Below are 21761 nucleotides of genomic sequence, written 5' to 3'. Positions count from 1 at the left end.
GGACTTTTTTATTTTCTAAACCACAAACATCAATGATTTTTCACTATGGGAACGAAAATCAATAACAATGAGTTAAAGCACTTTTTTTACGAAAAAGCTGTTTTGATTGAAGCAGGAAAACTTGCCAAACACCTCATCAAGCAAGGAAAATATGAAAAAAGTGAAATTTTGAGCCTCTACCAAGATTTAGCTCAAAATCCTGAGAATTTTTTGGCAAGCGAAACCTTTGCAGAACTTGCCGCAATGGTGCAAAAGTTGCAACCACCCACCACCACCGACCGCAAACAAGAAGAATTAGCCTTTGATTTGCGTTCAGAGGCTTTGCCGTATCAGATTTTTGGTGCAGAGCATATTGAATCTGCCGCTTTGGAGCAAATGAATACGGCAATGAAATTGCCTGTGGCAGTGGCAGGGGCACTAATGCCCGATGCCCATCACGGCTATGGCTTACCTATTGGAGGCGTTTTGGCTACCACCGAAAAGGCTGTTATTCCTTATGCTGTGGGGGTGGATATTGCTTGCCGTATGTGTTTGAGCGTTTTTGATATTGACGCAATGTATTTAGAGCAAAAAAAAGAAGAGTTCAAAAAGTATCTGGTAGCTAATACTTTTTTTGGTATTGGTGAAAAAAATAAAAATCCTTTGCCTGATGATGTTTGGGAAAATCCTAATTGGAAAGCTACGCCATTTATCAGAAACCTTTTATCCAAAGCAATGAGCCAAATAGGCACTTCGGGTACAGGCAACCACTTTGTGGAGTGGGGTATTTTGGAAATTATGGAAGAAAACTCTGCCGATTTGAATTTTTTGCCCAAAGGTAAATATTTGGCATTGCTTTCTCATTCTGGCTCTCGTGGATTTGGGGCAAGTGTAGCAAATCATTATTCTAAAATTGCTATGCAAAAAACAAAACTTCCCAAGCAGGCACAACACCTTGCTTGGCTGGACTTGGATAGTGAAGAAGGACAAGAATACTGGATAGCAATGAACTTGGCAGGTGAGTATGCCTCTGCCAATCATCATCAGATACACAGACGTTTGGCAAGAGCTATCGGCGAAAAACCTGTACTGCTGATAGAAAATCATCATAATTTTGCTTGGAAAGAAACCTTGCCCGATGGTAGAACGGTGATTGTGCATAGAAAAGGGGCTACCCCTGCTCAAAAAGGCATTTTGGGTATTATTCCCAGTTCTATGGCTACGGCGGGCTTTGTAGTGCGAGGCAAGGGTTTTGAGCAAGCCTTGTATTCTGCTTCTCACGGGGCAGGTAGGCTGATGAGTCGTAGCAAAGCTCATCAAACTTTTACAATGTCCGAAATTAAAAAGTTTTTGGCAGAAAAAGGAGTAATGCTGGTAGGAGGCGATTTGGACGAAGCACCTATGGTGTATAAGGACATCAACGCCGTAATGCTTGCCCAACAAGATTTGGTAGATATTTTGGCAAAATTTATCCCTAAAATTGTACGTATGGCAGATCCTGACGAAAACAAGCTCGGTAGAGAAGATTAGAATTGAACTTTTTGACTCAAAAATTCATTGTATTTAGGTACTAAACAAAAAACAGCAATGCAAGTCAAAGAAAGAGTAAAAGTCTTAATTATTGGTTCAGGACCCGCAGGCTATACTGCGGCTATTTATGCGGCTCGTGCAGGCTTAAATCCTGTACTTTATACAGGTAGCCAACCCGGCGGTCAGCTTACCATTACCAGTGATGTAGAAAATTACCCAGGCTATCCTGATGGCATTATGGGTCCGCAAATGATGATGGATTTCCAACGCCAAGCAGAGCGTTTTGGTACGCAAGTTCGCAATGGAATGATTACAAAAGTAGAATTTGAAGCAGGAGGAATGCATAAAGTAGTGGTAGATGATAGTTTTATGATTGAAGCCGAAGCGGTGATTGTTGCTACGGGAGCTTCTGCCAAGTGGCTTGGCTTAGAAGCTGAGCAACGCTTAAACGGGAAAGGAGTTTCGGCTTGTGCAGTTTGCGATGGCTTTTTCTTCCGAGGCAAAGATGTGGCAGTGGTGGGAGCAGGAGATACGGCTTGCGAAGAGGCGAGCTATCTTTCCAAACTATGCAACAAAGTGTATATGATTGTCAGACGCGATGAAATGCGAGCCTCTAAAATTATGCAAAAACGTGTAATGTCTGCCCCTAACATTGAAATTATTTGGAACTCGGTTACCGAAGAAATTTTAGGCTCTGAACAAGTAGAAGGCATACGAATTAAAAATACTCAAACAGGCGAATTGAGAGATATTCCTGTACAAGGTTTTTTCGTAGCCATTGGTCATAAGCCCAATACAGATATATTCAAAGGAATTTTGGATATGGACGAAAATGGCTATTTGATTACCGAAAAAGGCTCTACACGTACCAATGTAGCGGGTGTATTTGCTTGTGGCGATGCCCAAGACCACATTTATCGGCAAGCAGTTACGGCGGCAGGTACAGGCTGTATGGCGGCTCTGGATGCCGAAAGATACCTTGCCCAAAAAGAAGTAGAGGCAGAAGCTACTGCGTAAAGATGATTCTTATCAAACCAACGACAAAGCCTTCAAAATTTTGAAGGCTTTGTCCTGATAGTAAAACTAAATTAACTCATTCTTTTGCAGTTATCAATTTTCAAAAAACCTATTTCCTACATCTTGCTTCCTGCTTCATATTTCCTGTTTCCATACAACAACCTAAACCACTACAATCTTTTCTAGTATGAGCTTTATCTTACAGGGATAGCAATTCTGGAAAGTTGGGCAGATACTTTCAAACCTGCCGCTTCTACGGCGGCACTATTTAATTCAATTTTCCACTTACCTTCTCGCAAAATAAAATTGATATGGCTTTGCGGTCCTAAACCTGGTTTCTCGGTAACAATCAGCGTGGATTTGCCTTCCAATTTTTTCTTGATAGCTTCTAAATTTTTGCTTTGTTGGAGTGAAATAAATAAGATGTGTGGGTTTTCAATAGCATTAAGACTTAGGTACTGCTTTACTACAATTTTTTGCGTACCAACGGATTTATTGGCAGTAGCGGCACGTAGCTGAGCTGTAAGAGGAGAAAGACCATAAACGGCTATCACAAAATCACCGCTCTGATAGGTTGCAGGCCATTGAATATATTTGGTGAAGTTGTAGATATACACCGTATGCGACTTGTAATCTCCGATTTGGGCTTTTGCAAAAAATGCAAAAATAAAAAGTATAAACGTTAGGGTAATTGTTTTTCTCATTGTCATTAGAGTTTTGGGGCAAATATAAGTCTTTTTTCAAAACAGACAAATATTTTTTGTTTTTGTGTCTGTTTTTCTACGACTAATTACGAAATTTTTACCAAAATATTGTGTTGTTACAAGAATTTCCTTCTAAATTTGAGTGCAAACTAAAAATTTCTGAAAAAAATGAAAAAAGTAATTTCTCTGCTTTTCTTGTGGGTGCTTTGTAGCAATGTATTCGCCCAAAAAGTTTTAGAATACATCGTCAATTTGAACGATAGAGTTGATGACCTTTTCAAAGTAGAACTGAAAGTAAAAGGTCTTGGCAAGGAAAACAAAATTTATCAATTTGCCGCTACGGCTCCGGGTACTTATCAGGTAATGGATATGGGGCGTTTCGTAAGAAAATTTGAGGCTCTGGATAGCAAAGGAAAGAAAATTACTACCAAACAAATTAGCACAAATCAGTGGGAAATCGCAAATCCTGAAAAAGTAGCAACTATTCGCTACCATATTGCCGAAACTTTTGATACCCCTGTAAGCGAAAATAAAATTTACGAAATGTGTGGCAGTTCGCTTGAAAAAGACCACGCCCTCATCAATGGGCAAACGATTTTTGGCTATCCGCAAGGTATGCAATCCGTACCGCTGAAAATCAAATTTTTATACCCTAATGAGTGGCAGTATGGTACAGCTTTGGAAATGAAAGATGGCTATTTTTTAGCCAATAACTACGACCATATCGTAGATTCACCTATTCTTTTTGGCAATCTTTCCAAGGCTTCTACGAAAATTCGCAATACACAAGTAGAACTTTACACTTACTCCAAAACAGGCAAAATTACTTCCGAAAAACTGCTTTCTTCAATGACTAATATGCTTGTTGCCGCTGATTCTTTCCTCAATGGCTTGCCTGTGCCTCGTTATACGTTTTTGTTTTTCTTTGAAGATGCAAATGCAGGAGCTTGGGAACATTCGTATAGCTCCGAATACATTATCAAAGAGCAAGACTGGACAGAGGATTTTGGCAAAAAAATGACGGATATTGCCGCTCACGAGTTTTTTCATATCGTAACCCCGCTGAATATTCATAGCGAAATTATTGAAAAATTTAATTTCGTTACGCCTACCCCTTCCGAGCATTTATGGCTTTACGAAGGAACTACCGAGTGGGCTTCGCATAAAATGCAAATTTGTTATAGCATCAAAACCTTAGACGAGTATTTCAAAGATTTACGCCGCAAAGTAATAGTTGATGAGCGTTTCTATGACAAAACTTATAGTTTGAGCAAAATGAGTCTTACTTCTTATACTCCCGAAGGGCAGAAACAATATGGCAATATTTACAATCGTGGTGCTTTGGTTGCAGGACTGCTGGATATTCGTCTTTTAGAACTTTCGCAAGGTAAGCGTGGCTTGCGTGAGGTTATCAATGAGTTTGCCAAAGAATACGGACCCAACAAGAGTTTCCCTGAAAAAGAATGGTTTGATATTTTTGTAAAACGAACTTATCCCGAAATAGCAGACTTTTTTAATCGTTATGTAAAAAATGCCGAACCTTTGCCCTTGAAAGAATACTACGACAAAATTGGTATTACTTTCGACGAAAAAGAAAAAACCTTTTCTATCAATCCGCAGGCTACTTTGGAGCAGATGCGTTTGCGTGAGCGATGGATGAGAAATAATTGATTGCTAAAAGCCCTGAATTGCATCAGGGCTTTTGTTTTTGCAAATATTTTTGTAGATTTGGAAAAAAACTTGCTTGCAATGAAAACTTTGGAGAGAAAAACGAAGGTTTCTACTTACTTGGATAAAAAAGATACAATCGTTTATCCCGATTCTGACGGCAAACCTATGGCAGATAATACCAAGCAATTTAATTGGATAGTGCTTATCAAAGAAGGCTTGGAGGCGATGTATGCCCAAGACCCTAATGTTTTCGTAGCAGGCGATTTACTTTGGTATCCTGTGGAAGGCAATCCACGCATACGCAAAGCCCCTGATGTAATGGTAGTTTTCGGCAGACCGAAAGGAGATAGAGGCTCGTATAAGCAGTGGGAAGAGGATAATATTGCTCCACAAGTAGTTTTTGAAATCAATTCGCCGGGTAATACGCCTGCCGAAATGTCTCAAAAGTTAGTGTTTTATCAAAATTATGGTGTTCAGGAATATTACTTTTATGACCCCGATACCAATGAGTTACTGGTTTGGCTTAGAGAAGGGGAGCATTTCGTAGAAATAGAAGTAAGCAAGGAATGGCAAAGCCCTTTGCTGGGAGTTCGTTTTGTGTTAGATTTTGAGGAAGGGACAATGCATCTGTATCGCCCCACAGGCGAAAGATTTGCCACTTATACCGAAATCTTGCAAGTTCTGACAGAGGCAGAGTTGAAATTACAGGAAACGCAAAAAGTTTTAATAGAAAAAGAAGAAAACCTTATCAAAGCTCAAGAGAATTTGCAACAAGCTCAAGAGAATTTGCAACAAACGCAAGAAAATTTGCATAAAACCCAAGAAAATCTTGCGAAAACTTTACAAGAAAAGGAAAAACTTGCAGAAAAATTGCGTCAGTTGGGTATAAATCCTGATGAAATTTGAGTTTTAAGAGCCATCTCATTTAGAGATGGCTCTTAAAATTTTATGCTTCAGCGGATAATTCAGGGTTATTATCAGAAATCGTCGGGGTATTTTCGTTTTCTTCTTCTTCCATTTTTTCAATTTTTGCTACTGAGGAAATTTCATCATCTTTGTTGAGTGTGATAAGTTTTACCCCTTGTGTGGCACGTCCTTGCAAACGTAAATCGCTTACGCGTATGCGTATAGTAATGCCTGATTTGTTGATAATCATTAGGTCGTCATTATCCGAAACTTCTTTGATAGCAACCAGTTTGCCTGTTTTTTCGGTAAGGTTCATTGCTTTTACGCCTTTGCCTCCACGAGCCGTGATGCGATACTCTTCTACTTCCGACCGCTTGCCAAAGCCCCTTTCCGAAACTACTAAAAGATGCTGATTTTGGCTCTGTACGCAAACCATTCCAATTACAACATCATCGGGGTTGTTTTCATCAAGCCAAATACCTCTTACGCCAGTGGCATTACGTCCCATAGGGCGTACATTTTCCTCGTGAAAATGAATTGCCCTGCCCGATTGAGTAGCAATAATAATATGGTCGTTGCCTGTTGTCATTCGGACTTCAATGAGTTTGTCGCCTTCATTGATATTGATAGCATTGATACCCGTAGCTCTTGGACGAGAATAGGCTTCCAAAGTGGTTTTCTTGATAGTGCCTTTTTCGGTACACATCACCAAATAATGGTTATTGATGTAGTCTTCGTCCTCCAAAGTTTCTACATTGATAACGGCACGCACTTTATCGCCATTTTCAATTTGAATAAGATTCTGAATAGCACGTCCTTGGGCGGTTTTGCTTCCTTCGGGAATTTCATAAACTTTTATCCAAAATACTTTTCCACTTTCTGTAAAAATTAGCAGATAGTTGTGGTTGGTTGCTACGAATAGATGCTCGGTAAAATCGTCTTCTTTGGTAGTTACACCACGAGAACCTACGCCACCACGCCCTTGCACACGATACTCGGAAAGAGGAGTGCGTTTGATATAGCCTTTGTGTGAAATAGTAATGACTACTTGCTCATCAGCTATCATATCTTCGTCCTGAAACTCTTCTGCCGAATAAACAATTTCAGTTTTACGTTTATCGCCGTAACGTTCTTTGATTTCGGTGAGTTCTTGCTTGATAATTTCCATTCGGCGTTTTTCATCAGCCAAAATATTTTCCAAATCAGCGATGAGAGCGGTAATTTCTTGGTTTTCGGCAACGATTTTTTCTCTTTCCAGTCCTGTAAGTCTTTGCAAACGCATATCCAAAATGGCTTTCGCCTGAATTTCGGTGAGAGAAAAATTATTCATTAAACCAGTTTTGGCTTCATCGGGGTCTTGGGCATTGCGAATAAGGGCAATGACAGCATCTAAATTGTCCAGGGCTATGAGCAAACCTGCTAAAATATGAGCCCTTTTTTGAGCCTCGTTCAAGTCAAATTTTGTACGGCGTACTACTACTTCGTGGCGATGTTCTACGTAGTATTTGATAAGCTCTTTCAGGTTCAGGGTAGCAGGTCTTCCTTTTACAAGGGCTACATTATTGACACTGAAAGCCGTTTGCAGTTGTGTATATTTGAATAAATTATTGAGTACAATGGCAGGAATAGCATCTTTTTTGAGTTCATAGACAATTCGTAAGCCGTCTCGGTCGGATTCGTCGCGTATGTCGGAAATTCCTTCAATTTTCTTTTCATTGATGAGTTGAGCCGTTTTTTCAATCATCGCGGCTTTATTGACCATATACGGAATTTCTGTAACGACAATCAAATCTTTACCTGACTTGCTTTGCTCAAAATTGGCTTTGGCACGGATAATAATTCTACCTCTACCTGTTTTGTAAGCATTTCGCACCCCTTCGTAGCCGTAAATGATACCACCCGTAGGGAAATCGGGGGCAAGAATGTATTTCATTAACTCACCGATACTGATTTCGGGGTTATCAATGTATGCCAAAATACCTTCAATCACTTCTGAAAGATTGTGTGGAGCCATATTGGTTGCCATACCTACGGCAATGCCCGAAGTACCATTGATAAGCAAATTAGGAATTTTGGCAGGAAGTACAGTGGGTTCGGTTAGCGAATCATCAAAATTAGGCTGAAAATTAACGGTATCTTTGTTGATTTCGCCGATGAGTTCTTCGGCTATGCGTTGCAAGCGAGCTTCGGTATTATGATTGACAAAACCGTTCGCTACAAAAGAATGACAATCGCTTTCAATTTTTACCGAATACACCATATCCGTTTCGGGAAGCAAATGGCAAGTTTTTACGGTAGCATAATAATAACGCTTGGCAACAAGTTCCTGAAACAAACTTTGTAAATACACATTGTTGAGTGTATTGAGAATTTGCTCGTAGTATTTTTCAATTCTTTCGTAGCGGTCAAAGTTATTTTTTTCTAAAAACTTATGCGGAGCATATTGCCGAATATAATTGGCAATGTAGGGGATAAAATCCTTGCTCAAAGCATATTTGATAGGCTTTTCTTGTTGTCTTTGGCGTTCTTGCTCTACAATTTTATCAAGTTTTGTGGCTTTTTGGCTTGCAAAATTGATATTTTCGTAAAAAAGCCGAATGTTGTGAAAACCACTAATGACGAGCTTGTACTCTTTGCGTTTTTGGGTAAAACTTATACGACTGATAATGCCAAATTCCAGAAGTAGAATTTGCAACTCTCTTGCCAAAGTAAGGCTTTGCGTACAGTATTGCAGAGAGATAGTATTTTTTTCAAGCAAAGACACCGAAGCATCGCCTTCAAAAAGATATTGCAAGAATACTTTTTGGGCTTCTTTGGGGGCTTGTAAAATGCAAGTAGGGATATGCTTTTCGGCTGATTTTAGACCTACAAGCTGTGTAAATAATTCGTTTTGGGCAAATTCAGAGGTATTTTGAACATCAAATTCATAAATTTCTTTTCCCGAAGGTAGCCTTCGCTGATACACATAAAATTTGGAGCCAATAAGGTTCTGATAAGCATTGATAAAGTCGTCAAAATACTTTTTATCGGTACTATTGAAAGTAACTCTTTTCGGAGAAATAGAACCTTCGGCAATTAGACAAGCGGCAACAATGCTTTGGTAAATATCTTTTGAAGATGCTTTTGAAGCATACAGATTGGTTTGGCTTCGCTCAATCACAATTTTATCGCCTGCTTTTACTTTGGAAAGTTCTTTCCAAACAAAGATAGGTTTGCCTGCTTCATCTTTGCTTAAAGTAAGAACAGGGTGATTAGATGAACCTTTTAGCTGATAGCCTTCTTGCGTAGTAAGTTCCCAAATAGGGTGGTAGCCTGAATTGAAAAATTTAGTAGCCTTATGTACTTTTTGGTGCATAGAAAGTACTTGCAGGTCAATTTCTTGCTCGCTATCGGGCAGAGAGTTCTTTACTAAATCTTTGAGTGCTATAAGACCATAATTGGTTTTGATGAGTGTATCGCCTGTAAGGCAATAACGCATTGCGGCGGGGCTATCGCCATCAATAGAGCCAAAATTGCCTTGCCCATCCACAAGCGGGTAACGTAAAGACCATTCCTGAGCCATACGTACCATTGTTTCATATACCGAAGAATCGCCGTGAGGGTGATATTTACCAAGAATTTCTCCTACAATACGAGCCGATTTTTTGTAAGGTTTGTTATGTAAAACGCCCAATTCCATCATTCCGTAAAGTACGCGTCTATGAACAGGTTTTAAGCCATCGCGTACATCGGGCAAGGCACGCGAAACAATCACCGACATAGAGTAATCTATGTAGGCAGTTCGCATTTCGTCTTCAATATTGACAGGGAAAATATTTGAGGGGCTTTCAAGAGTTTTGTTGTCGTCTAACATTTTTCAAGAGGTTTTATTTTTAAGCAGGCTAAATTACGAAATTTTCGCCAATCTGAAAAAACGATGGTGTTTATTTTCTTGTCGTTATTTTCCAAAAAATAATTTTTCCCCTTCTAAATACAGCTCGGTGGGCAGGTTGTTCTCATAAATCTGTCCTGTTCCCAATCCTTGATGCCCCTTGAATGGTAGTGTAGCCGTCCATTGAGCAATGGCATTCAAGCCGATGTTGCTTTCCAAAGCCGAAGTTACCCACCAGCCAATTTTCCTATTTTGGGCTTCTTGTATCCAAGCCTCGCTTTCAGCAAAACCACCTAAAAGGGCAGGTTTCAGCACTATAAAGTGAGGTTTTATGCTTTGCAAAAGTTGCCTTTTCTGATGATTTTTGCCGATAAGTTCTTCGTCCAAAGCGATAGGCACGGGCGATTTTTCGCAAATTTGGGCAAGCTGTTCAATTTGATTTGGGGCAATGGGTTGCTCAATGGAGTGAATTTGATAATGAGAAAGTTTTTCTAATTTTTTCAGAGCCTCTTGGGCAGAAAAAGCTCCATTGGCATCTACGCGTAAAATCATTTCTTGGGGTGAAGGAAATTCTTTGCGGATAGAATGTAAAATGCTCAGTTCCGTTTCAAAATCCAAAGCTCCGATTTTCATTTTTAGGCAAGTAAAGCCTTTTTCAACTTTTTGGCGAATTTGAGAAAGCATCCATTCTTTGCTTCCCATCCAAATTAAGCCATTGATGGGGATAAAAGTTTTGCCTTCGGTGAAAGCACTTGGGAAAATGCGTTTTTTCCCGCCATTTGCTAAATCTTTTTCAGCAGTTTCCAAAGCAAAACGGATAGCAGGAAAAGCCTCTAAATCTGTGCTTTGAAGTGTCTGATTTTGATATTTTTGTAGAATTTCGGTTATTTTTTGCTCTAAATCTGCTCTATCGTCCAAACTTAAACCTTTGAGTACATTTACTTCGCCTACGCCTTGTATGTGCGGATTGGATTTGTCCCAAATTCTGATGAAATAATTTTTCTTTTCTCGCAAAATACCCCTTGAAGTACCCGCCTCAAAACGGAAATAAAGCACATAAGGCTCAAAAGTTGCTTGTAGATTTTGCATTTTCAGATTTTTTTGCGTTAAATTTGAGCAAATTTCTCAATTTTCACCTTAAAATGAAAAAACAATGCCTCAAAAAATTGTAGCCGCTAATTGGAAAATGAACCTAAACTTTCAAGAAGCAAATGCTTTGATTTCCGAAGTAACTAATATTTTGAAAGATGAAAAGCGAAATACTGCCGAAGTAATTTTTGCAGTGCCTTTTGTGTATATTCATCACTTGAGTAATTTTCTTAAAAATCAGCCTTTTGCGGTTGCCGCTCAAAATTGCTCAGAGTACGAAAAAGGGGCTTATACAGGGGAAATTTCGGCTCAAATGCTTGCTTCGGTAGGGGCAAAATGGGTAATTCTTGGGCATAGCGAAAGGCGTTTGTATTATCTTGAAACTTATCGTATGATAGCCGAAAAAATCCAAAGAGCCTTGCAGGTGGGTTTGAAAGTGATTTTTTGCTGTGGTGAATCTTTGGAAATTCGCAATAAAAACGAGCATATTGTGTATGTACAGAATCAGTTAGAGGGCAGTTTATCAGAACTTTCTGCCGAGCAAATGAAAAATATAGTCATTGCCTACGAGCCTGTATGGGCAATAGGAACAGGCAGAAATGCTACTGCCGAACAAGCACAAGAAATGCACGCTCTTATTCGGGCTTATTTGAAAAAGAAATTTGGAAGCGAAACTGCTCAAAATACAAGTATTCTATACGGAGGAAGTGTGAATGCTCAGAATGCTAAACCGCTCTTTGCTTGTACTGATGTAGATGGCGGACTGGTAGGAGGGGCTTCGCTGAAAGCAAGAGAATTTGCAGAAATTGTGAAATCTTACAATTAGAGTAATTGTTTAGGTATATTTTGCAGTAAGGAAACAGGAAACAAGATACAGGAAACAGGATTTTAGAAATTAGACAGAAAAATGAGAGAGAAAGCCCTTAAAAACTTGAACATCAAACGCTAAACTTTTTTGAACGTAAATAATTACCAATTAGATGCATAAAAAACCTCAAACCTTTGAACTTCAAACTCCTGAACATCAAACCCTTAAACTTTTACTAAACAACTTCAAAAAACTTTTACATCTATGACACTCAAAGAACGCATCAACGAAGATATCAAAGAGGCAATGAAAGCCAAAAATCAGGCGGCTCTGACTGCTTTGCGTGAGCTAAAATCAATGATTCTTTTGGAAGAAACCAAAGAAGGCGGTACGGGCAACCTTTCGGAAGCCGATGAAATTGCTATTATCAATAAGGCATTGAAACAACGGAAGGAATCTTACGAAATGTTTGCCTCGCAGGGTAGAACCGAACAAGCCGCCGAGCAGCAAGCAGTAATTGCAATTATGGAAAAATATTTGCCACAGCAACTTTCGTCTGAGGAGGCAGAAGCTCAAATTCGCGAAATTATTGCTAGTGTGGGGGCTACTTCTGCCAAAGATATGGGTAAAGTAATGGGACAAGCTACCAAAACCCTTGCAGGAAAAGTAGATAACAAAACCCTTGCCGAACTTGTCAAGAAGTTATTGAGCTAAAATTGTTATGAACAGCCTTGACCTTTTCATTCTCGTTCCTATTTTGTGGGGGGCTCATCGGGGCTATCAGTCGGGCTTGCTGATGAATGTGCTATCGCTTCTTTCTTTTGTTGCGGCAATTATTTTGGGTTTTAAGTTTTGGGTGGTTGCTCTCAAAATCTTAAAACCCCTAATGGGCGATATGTCGGAAAGTATTATGCCTTATGTGGCTTTTGTGGCTACTTTTGCTTTGTTTTTCTTTCTTGCCAATCGTTTTGCACGTTATCTGAAAAAAAGCATAGATACCACACTTTTGGGTAGTTTTGATAATTTGCTTGGAGCAGGTTTAGGAGGGTTGAAATTCGCTTTTGTCGTAAGTCTGTTTCTAATGATTTTCCATAAAATAGCTAACGAAACCACTTCCAACAAAGAATTGTTGCAGGGCAGTTTGCTGTATCCCGTGGTAGAGCCACTTGCCCCGTATGCGGTGAAAAATATCTCTTCGGTGGTTGCTTTTGGCGAAGATATTATCAAAGAAGCCAAAGAAATCATCAACGAAAAGCCCGCAGAAGCAAGTAAAAATAAAAAAACGCAATAATGATGAATGAGCCGTTATTATTTTCAATTCAGTCTTATCAGTATTTGCAAGAAAGACTTTTGGCACTTGGGGGTTTTCGTAGAGCAGAGGTAGAAGTTAAGATTTTCCCTGACGGAGAGCGTTATCAACGCATACTTACCGAAGTGGAGGGAGAAAATGTTATTCTTTTAGGTGGAACGCCCACAGATACCGATACTTTGGAACTTTATGACTTGGCTTCGGCAATAGGAAAATATGGAGCAAAAAACTTGACCATCGTGATACCCTACTTTGGCTATTCTACTATGGAAAGAGCCGTAAAAAAAGGAGAGGTGGTTACGGCTAAAACTCGGGCAAAACTGCTTTCCTCTATTCCCAAAACAGGGAGCAGAATAACCTTTGTGCTAATGGATTTGCATACCGAAGGCTTACCGCATTACTTTGAAGGAGATGTGCAGTCAGTTCATTTGTATTGCAAAGAGGTAATTATGCAGGCTTGTGCAGAAATAGCAGGGAAAGACTTTATTTTAGCTTGTACAGATGCAGGACGAGCCAAGTGGGTAGAATCGCTTGCCAATGATATGGGAGTAAATGCGGCTTTTGTATTCAAAAGGCGAGTGAGTGGCGAGGAAACCGTAGTTACAGGGATTAGTGCTGATGTTACAGGTAAAGTAGTGGTTATCTATGATGATATGATACGCACTGGTGGTTCGCTTATCAATGCGGCAAGGTCTTACAAAGAAGCAGGAGCAAGTAAAATTTATGCGATTACTACTCACGGTTTATTTAATAACAATGCTTTGCAAAGATTGCAAGAAAGCGGTCTTTTTGAAAAAATCTATTGCACCGATACACACCCCAATAGCCAAAAGGAAGCTCGAAATCCATTTTTAGTGGTAAAAAGTGTAGCAGAAATTATCAAGAAAAGGGTTTTAGGGTAATTTTTTCAGAGCCAGTTGCCACTTTCGTTTTTGCAAACCTTCACTTATTTCAAAAGCCTTTCGGAAACTGGTACGATTGTACTCAACAAGTTCTAAACTCAAAAACGGATTACAAAGGCTTTTTTCCTCAAAATAGTAGTCATATTTGCATTTTTTTAGGCTTATCAAAGAATAATGCAGAGAGATTTCGCCGTAACTATCGTAAAGCAGAAACTTTTTCCCCGTATAACTTTGAAATTTTAGGGTATCAGAGGCTTCCCGCAAGATTTCTAATTTGATGTTACTATCCAAAAACGGATAAATTCCTATTCCCAAAGTTGTAAAAACTACTTCTGCCTGCTCTTTTTTGAGTATGGAGGCTACTTGTGGGTAACTTGTTTGGCTGTAAGGATAAACTTTTTCCCAAATAATTTTTATTTGCCAAAAAATCAGAACGATTGCCGCTATCAGATAGAAACTTGGCTTTTTCCATTTTTCAAGGAAAAAAAATTGAAGTTGCTTTATGCCAAGCAAATACAAAAGTGGAAAGACAAAAATAAGACCGCGAGGAGCTTTGGGCAATAGAAGCATTACCAAATAAGTAAGCAGGGCAGTCCAAGCTATCAGACGCCAAAGAATAGTGTAATTAGACGGAAACCTTAAAATATTTCTCATTTGCCAAATACCCAAAAGCATCAGTGCTATATTTTCAAATTCTGCTAAATATTGAAAGTAAAAACGACCATTGAAAGGGTGAGCAGTAGTTTCTTGGGCGTTCGCCACTATACCTATAATAGTAGCAGGATACTTATACCAAGGCAAACCCGCGATTATTCCCACAAGCATAAATAAGGCAATTATGCCACAAAAGCCTATCAATATTTTCTTGAAAAATTCCCAACTAAAAGAGATTGCGTAACCTTTTCTATTGAAGGTAATAAGCAGTGCCATAAAAGTAAGTGGCACAATGGCTTTGTAGTTGGTAAGGAGCAATAAACTTGCTACTACGCCTATCAGCCAAGCAGAAGCCCAAAAAGTTTTTCTTTGGTCTAAAAAACTTTGTATTTGCCCCCAAAGCAAAGCTGAAAAAAATAATCCAAGTGTTTCAATGCTTAAAGTTCGGCTGTACGATACTGCAAAAAAGGCAGTGCCTAATAAAAGATATGTAATGGCATTGTAAGGCTTTTTTATAGCGTCTTTCAGCAATAATCTAACCCAAAGTAGGGAGGCAAAAACGCCTAATAAGGCATTGATAGAAAGCAGAAACCAAAAATTGGGGTAAATGAGGTAAAAAGGCAAAAAAAATACGTATAACACAGGTGAGGCGTGGTGGAAAAAGTTGTGAAAATTGCCACGTGCAAGTTCTTGAATGGTTTGATAGTTTTTTACAGCATCGTAGTCGAAAGGGGCAGAAGAGATGAGTTGGTAATTATAGATAAAAATTAAAAATACAGCGGAGTTAAGCCCAATAAGAATAGGAGCAAGGTTTTTATTGTTCCGACACATAATTTTGCAAAAATTTCTTGGATTTTGTGTGATTTTTTTGTTAAATTTAGCCAAAATTACACCACAAAACTAATGAAAAAACTTTTACTCAAATTGCTTAATATTGAAAAAAGCGAATTTACGCAAGTAATTTTGCTTTTACTTTTAGGCTTTTTGATAGGAGTTTTTATTGCTACTTACGATGTAGCCTCAATGACACTTTTCTTGCAGAATTGGGACGAAGATACTTATTTGCCTATTGTAATTATTGCTACGGGTATTATCGGTATAATAATCACTTATACATTTTCTTTTTTGCAAAATCGGATAGCTTATCCTTCGCTTTCTATTGCTACTTTGTTTATTTTGCTTGCTATTATAGCCCTTATACGTTTGAGTTTTGGTGTAGTGGAAGAAACTGATTTGAAACGAAAAATTATTTTTGCTTCATTGGTGCTTATGGGTCCTATTGATGCCCTGCTTGCACTTGTGTTTTGGGGAACTTTGGCACGTATTTTTACGCTCAAACAGCAAAAAAGAATAGTAGGAGGGGTAGATATTGGGAAAGGGCTTGCGGCTTTGGTTACATTCTTTGCTATTCCTCTGTTTTCGGCTCTTGTTCCTGCTACCGAAGATTTGATTGATATAACGTTTATAGCAGGTATTTTAATCATCATTGCTTATTTTTCTCTCATATTAGCCTCTCCTACAATTAGTTTTGGAAAACTCAAACGCATTGAAGGGCAAACAGGGCGTTTTGGTATCAGAAAAATGTTCCGCCATCGTTATATTGTGCTTATGGCGGGCTTTGTAGTGATAGCCACGATTGCTCATCAGTTTGTAGATTATTCCTTTCTGAATGTGGTGGGTAAGCAGTACCCTGCCGAACGCGATTTGCAAAATTTTATTGCTGTTTTTGAAGGAGTTGTTATTTTCTTTGCCCTTGCGATACAAATTTTTGCAGTAGATAAAATCATAGAGCTTTACGGCACACGAGTAGCACTTCTTATCAATCCTTTATTGCTTTTAGGGCTGACTGCTATCGCAATTTTTATTGGCATTTTTTCAGGATTTGAAACCACTGCCGATGGTACAGGTAGTTTTGTGCTATTTTTCTTGGCGATTTCTTTGAGCAAGCTGTTTTCTGCTTCTTTGAAAGAATCAATGGACGATGCGGCTTTCAAGATGTATTATTTCCCGATTGATTCTCGGGTGCGTTTAGATGTGATTAGCCGAATGGACGGGATTGTGAAAGTAGGAGCAGGACTTATTGCGGGGGTACTATTGTTTGTTATTCAGTATTTCCACTTTTCTAATCTATTGCTATTTTCTATTTTGCTCTTGCCTATTGCCGCCTTGTGGGCTTACGACACCAACAAAATGTACGTAGGCTACAAAGATACACTTCGCCAGACACTGGTAAGCTCTAAAAGCAAAATTTCGGAAACGGCTCTTAGCGAGCAATCTTTGGATAAAATGTTGCAAAAAGAATTGGAAGCTCCCCAACCCGAAAGGCAACTTTTTGCTCTAAAACTTTTGGAAAGATTAGAACCCACGTTGTTTGAAGAGGCTTTGGTACAATTTGCTAAATCGGAAAGAGATACTATTGTAAAAAAGTTTGCTTTGAGCAAAATAGAGGATTTGACAATCACCCCCGATGGGCTTGTATCCAAAGAGAAAACATCTTTTAATATTAAAGAACTGCATCAAAAAGCAAAATCCAAGCAGGTGCAAGAGCGTTTGTGGGTTGCCAAGAAATTGCCCGAGTTAGTTAGCTCTGAAACAGAGTATTTGCTTTTAGAACTCTTACGCGATTCGGATATGCGAGTGCGTATGTATGCGGTGCTGGCTTGCCGTAAAATACAAAAGCCCGAAACTTGGAGTATTTTAATAGACCTGCTTGCTTCGCCTATATATGTCAATGCCGCCGCCGCCGCACTTATTACCGCAGGAGATAAAGCTATTCCTACTATGGAAGCCGCTTTTCATAAGTCGGGACAGGACTTGGAAATTATGCGTAGAATTGTAGAAATATACGGCAGAATAGGCTCGGATAGGGCTTTAGAAATGCTTTGGGCTAAAATCAATTTTCCTGATGCCGAGATTGTAGAGCAAATACTTTTTGCATTCAGCTATAACCAAATTCGGGTACCTACGGAAAAAACGGCTTTTATCAATCATATTATTGAAATTGAAATTAGTGATGCGGCTTGGGATATTGCGGCTCTGCTAGAAATAAAGAAAAATAAGCATACGCATTACTTGCGAAAATCTTTGCAAGATGAAATTCAGTATAATTTTGAAGGAATTTTTACCCTTCTTTCGCTTATCTATGAGCCACAGTCGGTACAGCTTGTCAAGCAAAATCTTGAAAGTGATTCGGCTGACGCTCACGTCTTTGCTATTGAGCTAATGAATGTTTTTTTGGCAGACGAACTGAAACCCAAACTTTTTCCACTTTTTGAAGATTTATCTGACGAGGAAAAAATAGAACGCCTACAAGAATTTTTTCCAAGGGAGCGTTTTGGCTCTGTGGAGGTACTAAGACACCTTATCAGCAGGGATTACTCCTATACCAACCGCTGGACACGCTCTTGTGCGATGTACGCATTGGGTTTTGAAGAAGATTTGAATGACTTTGAGGAACTGGTTGCTAATCTTTTCCACCCTGACCCGCTACTGCACGAAACTGCCGCTTGGGCTATCTGCCAGCACAACCCCAAAATTTATGAAAAAGTAAAACATAGATTGCCTTCTGAAAATGCAAGCAATATTGATATGGTCTTGGAAAAGGTTTTTAGTAAGGAAAAAAACTACCTGATGCCCTTGCGATTGCAAAAAACTATGTTCTTGAAAGATATTGATTTTATGCAAAATGTTCCTTCGGATATTGTTTCTGAAATGGTAGAGCTTATCCAAGAAAAGCACTTCAAAACAGATACATTATGGATAGAAAATGGAGTATTGCTGAATGCCCTTCCGATTGCAGTGGTAGCAGAAGGTAGAATAGAACACTATCAAAATGGGGTACTTATCAATGCTTACAATACTCGCGAATTTTTTGGACACTTATTTTTAGGTGAAAACGAGCATTTTGAAGGAGAGTGTAGAGTAGTGGCGGGAACTACTCTATACGAAATTGATAAAGACCTATTTTATACAATGATACAAAAAAACCACGAGTTTGCAAGAGCGTTCATTGATGCTGTGGCACGAGAGCTAATGCCTACTGCTATCAGGAAAAAATAAGATAATGTGAGTTACAAGATTAAAATTTTGATTTACAGTTTTTTAATATTAAGGGCTTTAGCTACAAGGAAACAAGATTTAGAATATTGGATATTTAGGATAAGTAAAACTTTTGAATCGTTGTATTTTAGAACGTAATAGCCATTTTTTCTACGTTAATAAACTATTTATGAGTAACTATGCCTACGATATTTACCTAAACTATTCGCCCAAAGATAATACCGATGGTTGGGTAGAAAGATTTTTGAAGGTTTTGGAGCAAAGTTTGCTACAACTTTCGGGAACTATACGCATTTTACGTTATGCCAATGGAGAAAGTCCTACGTCTCATACGCTTTCGCAAGTAGCTATAATGCTATGTGTAGTTTCGCCCAACTTTAATAATGATAAAAATTGTATAGAAGACCTTGATAATTTCTTGCAAAGTGCTTCATTAAAAAAAGAAAGGCATTTATTAAAAATATTCAAACTACCTACCCCAATACACCTTCAACATTCGGCTTTGCAAAATTTATCTGCTCACCATTTCTACAAAGAACAAGAAGGAGAGTTTGTACCTATTCAAGATTTCTTTGGAAAGGAAACAGAAAAAATCTTTTGGGTGCAAATTTTAGATTTAGCACAAGAGATATACATAGGCTTACAAAAATTGCAGCAGCGAAAAGATTTTATCCAAAAAACAACTCTCCAGGCTTCCAAAGTTGTGTTTTTGGCTCATACTACCGAAGATTTACAAATAGAAAGAAATTTGCTTAAAAGAGAGTTGCAGAAATGGGGTTGTTTGGTTTTGCCCCAAGAAAACTTACCTCAAAATCTATTAGAGCTTGAAAATCTCTTGAAAGCAGATTTGGAGAGAAGTGAGTTAGCTATTCATTTGATTGGCTCTAAATACGGAGAACCTTTGCGGGAAGAAGGAGTATCTTTGGCTGAATTGCAAAATAATCTTTCCGCTGAGTATAATGCAATGCTTTTGGCTACAAAAAACTCTATCTACGACTCTCGGAAAAATTTTATGCGAGTTCTTTGGATGCCCCTTCATTTGAAATTTGATAGCGAAAAACAAAGAGTTTTTGTAGATAATCTTACACAAGGAACAGAAGCGGCAGAAGCTACCGAAATTTTGCAAGTACCTTTAGAAGATTTGAAAAAAATGCTCAAAAAAATTTTGATTGAAAGCGAGCAAGAAGATCCACTGAATGTATTGAAGCACACTACCGATTTGGTAAAAAGTGAAGCCATTTATTTGATTTACGATTTAATTGATAAGGAAGATGCTCAAAAAATAGCTGATTTTTTGAAAAATCAGGGTATTGAAGTGTTAGAACCATCTTTTAGCGATACTCTCGTAGATAGCAGAAAAACGCATATTCAAAACCTTATTGTTTGTAAAGCCGCTTACATTTATTATGGTAAAATTAGTAGGCAATGGGTAGCAACTAAAATTTTAGACCTTCTGAAAGCCCCTGGATTTGGACGTGAAAAGCCCCTGCAACATAAGTTTGTGATAAGTAAATACGAATTCCAGCCTGATGAATTTATGCAGAGAAACCAGATTAAATCTATTATCCTAAAAGATAATCTATGGACAGGACTGCTTGAAACCTTGCGAAGTATTCAATGAGCAAGGGGAAAAGATTTTTTTCATAATACTGCATAGTCATCATTTACCTTTGGGCAAGTAAGTGTATTAAGAAAAAATAAGTTTTCGCTTAAAATACCTAATAAGTATGAAAAAACATAACTTTTTTTTGCGGTTAGTAGCTGTCTTGGCTGTCTTTGTATTCTGGGCGGCTCAGAGATGGATTTTTGATGTTACGCTTTCCAGCCCTTCTTTGCCTAACTTGTGTGTAGGAGGTGCTTATCAGACTTTGGGTAATATTGTTATTACAGAAGCCAATTTAGATGATTTTACCCAAACAGGTACGGGGCATTTTTTGCGTTTGCAGGTAGTAGGAGATTTTCAATTGGAACCGGGTATTGGTACAGCAAGCGTAAATGGAACAGGAGATTTAACCAATGTAAGCATCACCGTATCTCCTACGCAAATTGTCGTGTTTTATGATGCAAACAATGCAGGAACTAACCCCGACATTCTAACCATTTCGGGCATTAGAGTAAGGGCAATTACTTCGGCGGGTAGCGGCTCGCTTCAAATGAATGCAGGAACACCCATTGCGGGTATTACGATGGGAGTTACCAATTTAGCTACTTTTTCAAGCACTATGCCACCTGCTCTTACTTTTGATAACGGCAACGATCCCGATAAAATCATCTGCGAAGGGCAAAGTGTAACATTCACTGCCACAGGAGCTAGTTCTTATACTTTTTATGTAAATGGCAACCCTGTTGCGACCAACTTTACAGGAATTTATACAACCACTACCTTAGCCAATAACGATGTGGTAAGCGTAACAGGCACATCTGGGGCTTGTAGCACTACGCTTGTAGGCTCAGCTTATACCGTCAGAACCAACCCTTATGTAAGTTTGATAAGCAATGATAGCGATAATATTATCTGCGAAGGGCAAAGCATTACTTTTACGGCTGTAAGCGATGGAACAAGTTTCGCTTTTTACAGAGGAGTTACTTTGCTTCAATCAGGACCAAGCAATACATACACCATAGCCTCACCTGCTCTTACCGACGCGGGGGCGTATAGCGTAATAGCTCTTAAAAATGGCTGTTCTACGACTTCAAATGTTATCAATCTTACGGTAAATGCTTTACCTAATGTAGGCTATCAGACAACAGGAATGACTTTGGAGTTTCCTAATAGCGAAACCAATCCGCAACCTTTGCGAGATGGTGCAAATTTTGGTGGTACCTTAGATGGTAACCTCACACTAAGCGGAGTAGGTACTTATTCAGGAGCGGGGGTACTGGGTACAAGTTTTTATCCGAATGTAGCAGGCGTTGGTAGCCACCTGATAACCTACTCCTACACTGCTCCGAATGGTTGTACTTCCAGTGCCAGTATTACAATTCAGGTGTATAATGCTTCCAATCCTATTACCAATCTAAGCAATCTTTATTGTGAAACAGATGGAGTTCAGCCTCCCAGTCCCTTGACGCTTTCTCCCAATTTGTCTGTTTTTACTAATACGGTAACTTTGACTATTTTTATACCATTTGGACCTATTTATGTACCTACATCTGCTACTTTTACACGTTCTAGCCCTTTGAAATACACTTTTTACGGAGCGGCTGTAACTACCCACAATGCTATCTCTCCTGCACCACCGCCTTTGCCATTAGTAGAGCC

General features: G+C 38.8%; 15 protein-coding genes. 11 read left to right on the top strand and 4 right to left on the bottom strand.

Annotation, left to right across the window (positions count from 1 at the left end; all coding sequences use genetic code 11):
• Positions 1 to 45: 45 nt before the first annotated feature.
• Together ACWITO_RS06955 and trxB are read left to right on the top strand one after the other, a co-directional pair.
• Positions 46 to 1509 carry an RtcB family protein gene (locus ACWITO_RS06955; RefSeq protein ID WP_448529278.1) on the top strand — a complete coding sequence of 488 codons (1464 nt, stop codon included), beginning with the start codon at positions 46 to 48 and terminating at the stop codon, positions 1507 to 1509.
• A 57-nt stretch (positions 1510 to 1566) separates the two neighbouring features.
• On the top strand, positions 1567 to 2526 hold the full coding sequence (gene trxB / locus ACWITO_RS06950) for a thioredoxin-disulfide reductase (protein ID WP_448529277.1): 960 nt from the start codon (positions 1567 to 1569) through the stop codon (positions 2524 to 2526).
• A gap of 194 nt (positions 2527 to 2720) precedes the next feature.
• Here the strand turns inward: trxB and ACWITO_RS06945 are convergent, their stop codons facing one another.
• Positions 2721 to 3230, bottom strand: coding sequence for a YfiR family protein (locus tag ACWITO_RS06945; RefSeq protein WP_448529276.1), 510 nt, complete (start codon positions 3228 to 3230; stop codon positions 2721 to 2723).
• 168 nt (positions 3231 to 3398) lie between these two features.
• Here ACWITO_RS06945 and ACWITO_RS06940 point away from each other — a divergent pair, with 168 nt between their 5' ends.
• Positions 3399 to 4901, top strand: coding sequence for a M61 family metallopeptidase (locus tag ACWITO_RS06940; protein ID WP_448529275.1), 1503 nt, complete (start codon positions 3399 to 3401; stop codon positions 4899 to 4901).
• A 78-nt stretch (positions 4902 to 4979) separates the two neighbouring features.
• Positions 4980 to 5807, top strand: a complete 828-nt coding sequence (locus ACWITO_RS06935; RefSeq protein ID WP_448529274.1) for a Uma2 family endonuclease — start codon at positions 4980 to 4982, stop codon at positions 5805 to 5807.
• 40 nt (positions 5808 to 5847) lie between these two features.
• Here ACWITO_RS06935 and gyrA read toward each other — a convergent pair whose 3' ends face one another.
• Together gyrA and ACWITO_RS06925 are read right to left on the bottom strand one after the other, a co-directional pair.
• Entirely contained in the window at positions 5848 to 9660 is a 3813-nt protein-coding gene (gene gyrA, locus ACWITO_RS06930; RefSeq protein WP_448529273.1) for a DNA gyrase subunit A, read from the bottom strand.
• 84 nt (positions 9661 to 9744) lie between these two features.
• Positions 9745 to 10767, bottom strand: a complete 1023-nt coding sequence (locus ACWITO_RS06925; protein WP_448529272.1) for an o-succinylbenzoate synthase — start codon at positions 10765 to 10767, stop codon at positions 9745 to 9747.
• A 64-nt stretch (positions 10768 to 10831) separates the two neighbouring features.
• Here ACWITO_RS06925 and tpiA point away from each other — a divergent pair, with 64 nt between their 5' ends.
• The 4 genes from tpiA to ACWITO_RS06905 all read left to right on the top strand — a co-directional run bounded on the left by tpiA (position 10832) and on the right by ACWITO_RS06905 (position 13786).
• Entirely contained in the window at positions 10832 to 11593 is a 762-nt protein-coding gene (gene tpiA / locus ACWITO_RS06920) for a triose-phosphate isomerase (RefSeq protein WP_448529271.1), read from the top strand.
• A 246-nt stretch (positions 11594 to 11839) separates the two neighbouring features.
• A complete protein-coding gene (locus ACWITO_RS06915) occupies positions 11840 to 12289 on the top strand; it encodes a GatB/YqeY domain-containing protein (protein WP_448529270.1) in 450 nt (149 codons plus the stop codon).
• Between the two features lie 7 nt (positions 12290 to 12296).
• The gene (locus tag ACWITO_RS06910) at positions 12297 to 12866 is read left to right on the top strand and encodes a CvpA family protein (RefSeq protein WP_448529269.1); all 570 of its coding nucleotides are present in this window, start codon (positions 12297 to 12299) and stop codon (positions 12864 to 12866) included.
• On the top strand, positions 12866 to 13786 hold the full coding sequence (locus ACWITO_RS06905; protein WP_448529268.1) for a ribose-phosphate diphosphokinase: 921 nt from the start codon (positions 12866 to 12868) through the stop codon (positions 13784 to 13786). Before ACWITO_RS06910 ends, ACWITO_RS06905 begins: the two co-directional genes overlap by 1 nt.
• Here the strand turns inward: ACWITO_RS06905 and ACWITO_RS06900 are convergent.
• Positions 13778 to 15271, bottom strand: a complete 1494-nt coding sequence (locus ACWITO_RS06900; RefSeq protein ID WP_448529267.1) for a hypothetical protein — start codon at positions 15269 to 15271, stop codon at positions 13778 to 13780. The two genes, ACWITO_RS06905 and ACWITO_RS06900, sit on opposite strands and share 9 nt — an antisense overlap.
• Before the next feature lie 72 nt (positions 15272 to 15343).
• Here ACWITO_RS06900 and ACWITO_RS06895 point away from each other — a divergent pair, with 72 nt between their 5' ends.
• The 3 genes from ACWITO_RS06895 to ACWITO_RS06885 form a co-directional block, all read left to right on the top strand.
• Positions 15344 to 18499 carry a HEAT repeat domain-containing protein gene (locus tag ACWITO_RS06895; RefSeq protein ID WP_448529266.1) on the top strand — a complete coding sequence of 1052 codons (3156 nt, stop codon included), beginning with the start codon at positions 15344 to 15346 and terminating at the stop codon, positions 18497 to 18499.
• Positions 18500 to 18668: 169 nt separating this feature from the next.
• Entirely contained in the window at positions 18669 to 20120 is a 1452-nt protein-coding gene (locus tag ACWITO_RS06890) for a DUF4062 domain-containing protein (protein ID WP_448529265.1), read from the top strand.
• 106 nt (positions 20121 to 20226) lie between these two features.
• Positions 20227 to 21761: hypothetical protein (locus ACWITO_RS06885; RefSeq protein ID WP_448529264.1), on the top strand; the 1535-nt coding region annotated here is incomplete at its 3' end.

The organism is Raineya sp. (genome assembly GCF_053497555.1).
The sequence above is the reverse complement of the archived record's forward strand: the minus strand, read 5'-3'. Positions and strand labels throughout refer to the sequence as shown.

Excerpts from the sequence above, each read along its gene's own strand:
- ACWITO_RS06955 (WP_448529278.1), top strand. The coding sequence starts at position 46 with ATGGGAACGAAAATCAATAACAATGAGTTAAAGCACTTTTTTTACGAA.
- trxB (WP_448529277.1), top strand. The coding sequence starts at position 1,567 with ATGCAAGTCAAAGAAAGAGTAAAAGTCTTAATTATTGGTTCAGGACCC.
- ACWITO_RS06945 (WP_448529276.1), bottom strand. The coding sequence starts at position 3,230 with ATGAGAAAAACAATTACCCTAACGTTTATACTTTTTATTTTTGCATTT.
- ACWITO_RS06940 (WP_448529275.1), top strand. The coding sequence starts at position 3,399 with ATGAAAAAAGTAATTTCTCTGCTTTTCTTGTGGGTGCTTTGTAGCAAT.
- ACWITO_RS06935 (WP_448529274.1), top strand. The coding sequence starts at position 4,980 with ATGAAAACTTTGGAGAGAAAAACGAAGGTTTCTACTTACTTGGATAAA.
- gyrA (WP_448529273.1), bottom strand. The coding sequence starts at position 9,660 with ATGTTAGACGACAACAAAACTCTTGAAAGCCCCTCAAATATTTTCCCT.
- ACWITO_RS06925 (WP_448529272.1), bottom strand. The coding sequence starts at position 10,767 with ATGCAAAATCTACAAGCAACTTTTGAGCCTTATGTGCTTTATTTCCGT.
- tpiA (WP_448529271.1), top strand. The coding sequence starts at position 10,832 with ATGCCTCAAAAAATTGTAGCCGCTAATTGGAAAATGAACCTAAACTTT.
- ACWITO_RS06915 (WP_448529270.1), top strand. The coding sequence starts at position 11,840 with ATGACACTCAAAGAACGCATCAACGAAGATATCAAAGAGGCAATGAAA.
- ACWITO_RS06910 (WP_448529269.1), top strand. The coding sequence starts at position 12,297 with ATGAACAGCCTTGACCTTTTCATTCTCGTTCCTATTTTGTGGGGGGCT.
- ACWITO_RS06905 (WP_448529268.1), top strand. The coding sequence starts at position 12,866 with ATGATGAATGAGCCGTTATTATTTTCAATTCAGTCTTATCAGTATTTG.
- ACWITO_RS06900 (WP_448529267.1), bottom strand. The coding sequence starts at position 15,271 with ATGTGTCGGAACAATAAAAACCTTGCTCCTATTCTTATTGGGCTTAAC.
- ACWITO_RS06895 (WP_448529266.1), top strand. The coding sequence starts at position 15,344 with ATGAAAAAACTTTTACTCAAATTGCTTAATATTGAAAAAAGCGAATTT.
- ACWITO_RS06890 (WP_448529265.1), top strand. The coding sequence starts at position 18,669 with ATGAGTAACTATGCCTACGATATTTACCTAAACTATTCGCCCAAAGAT.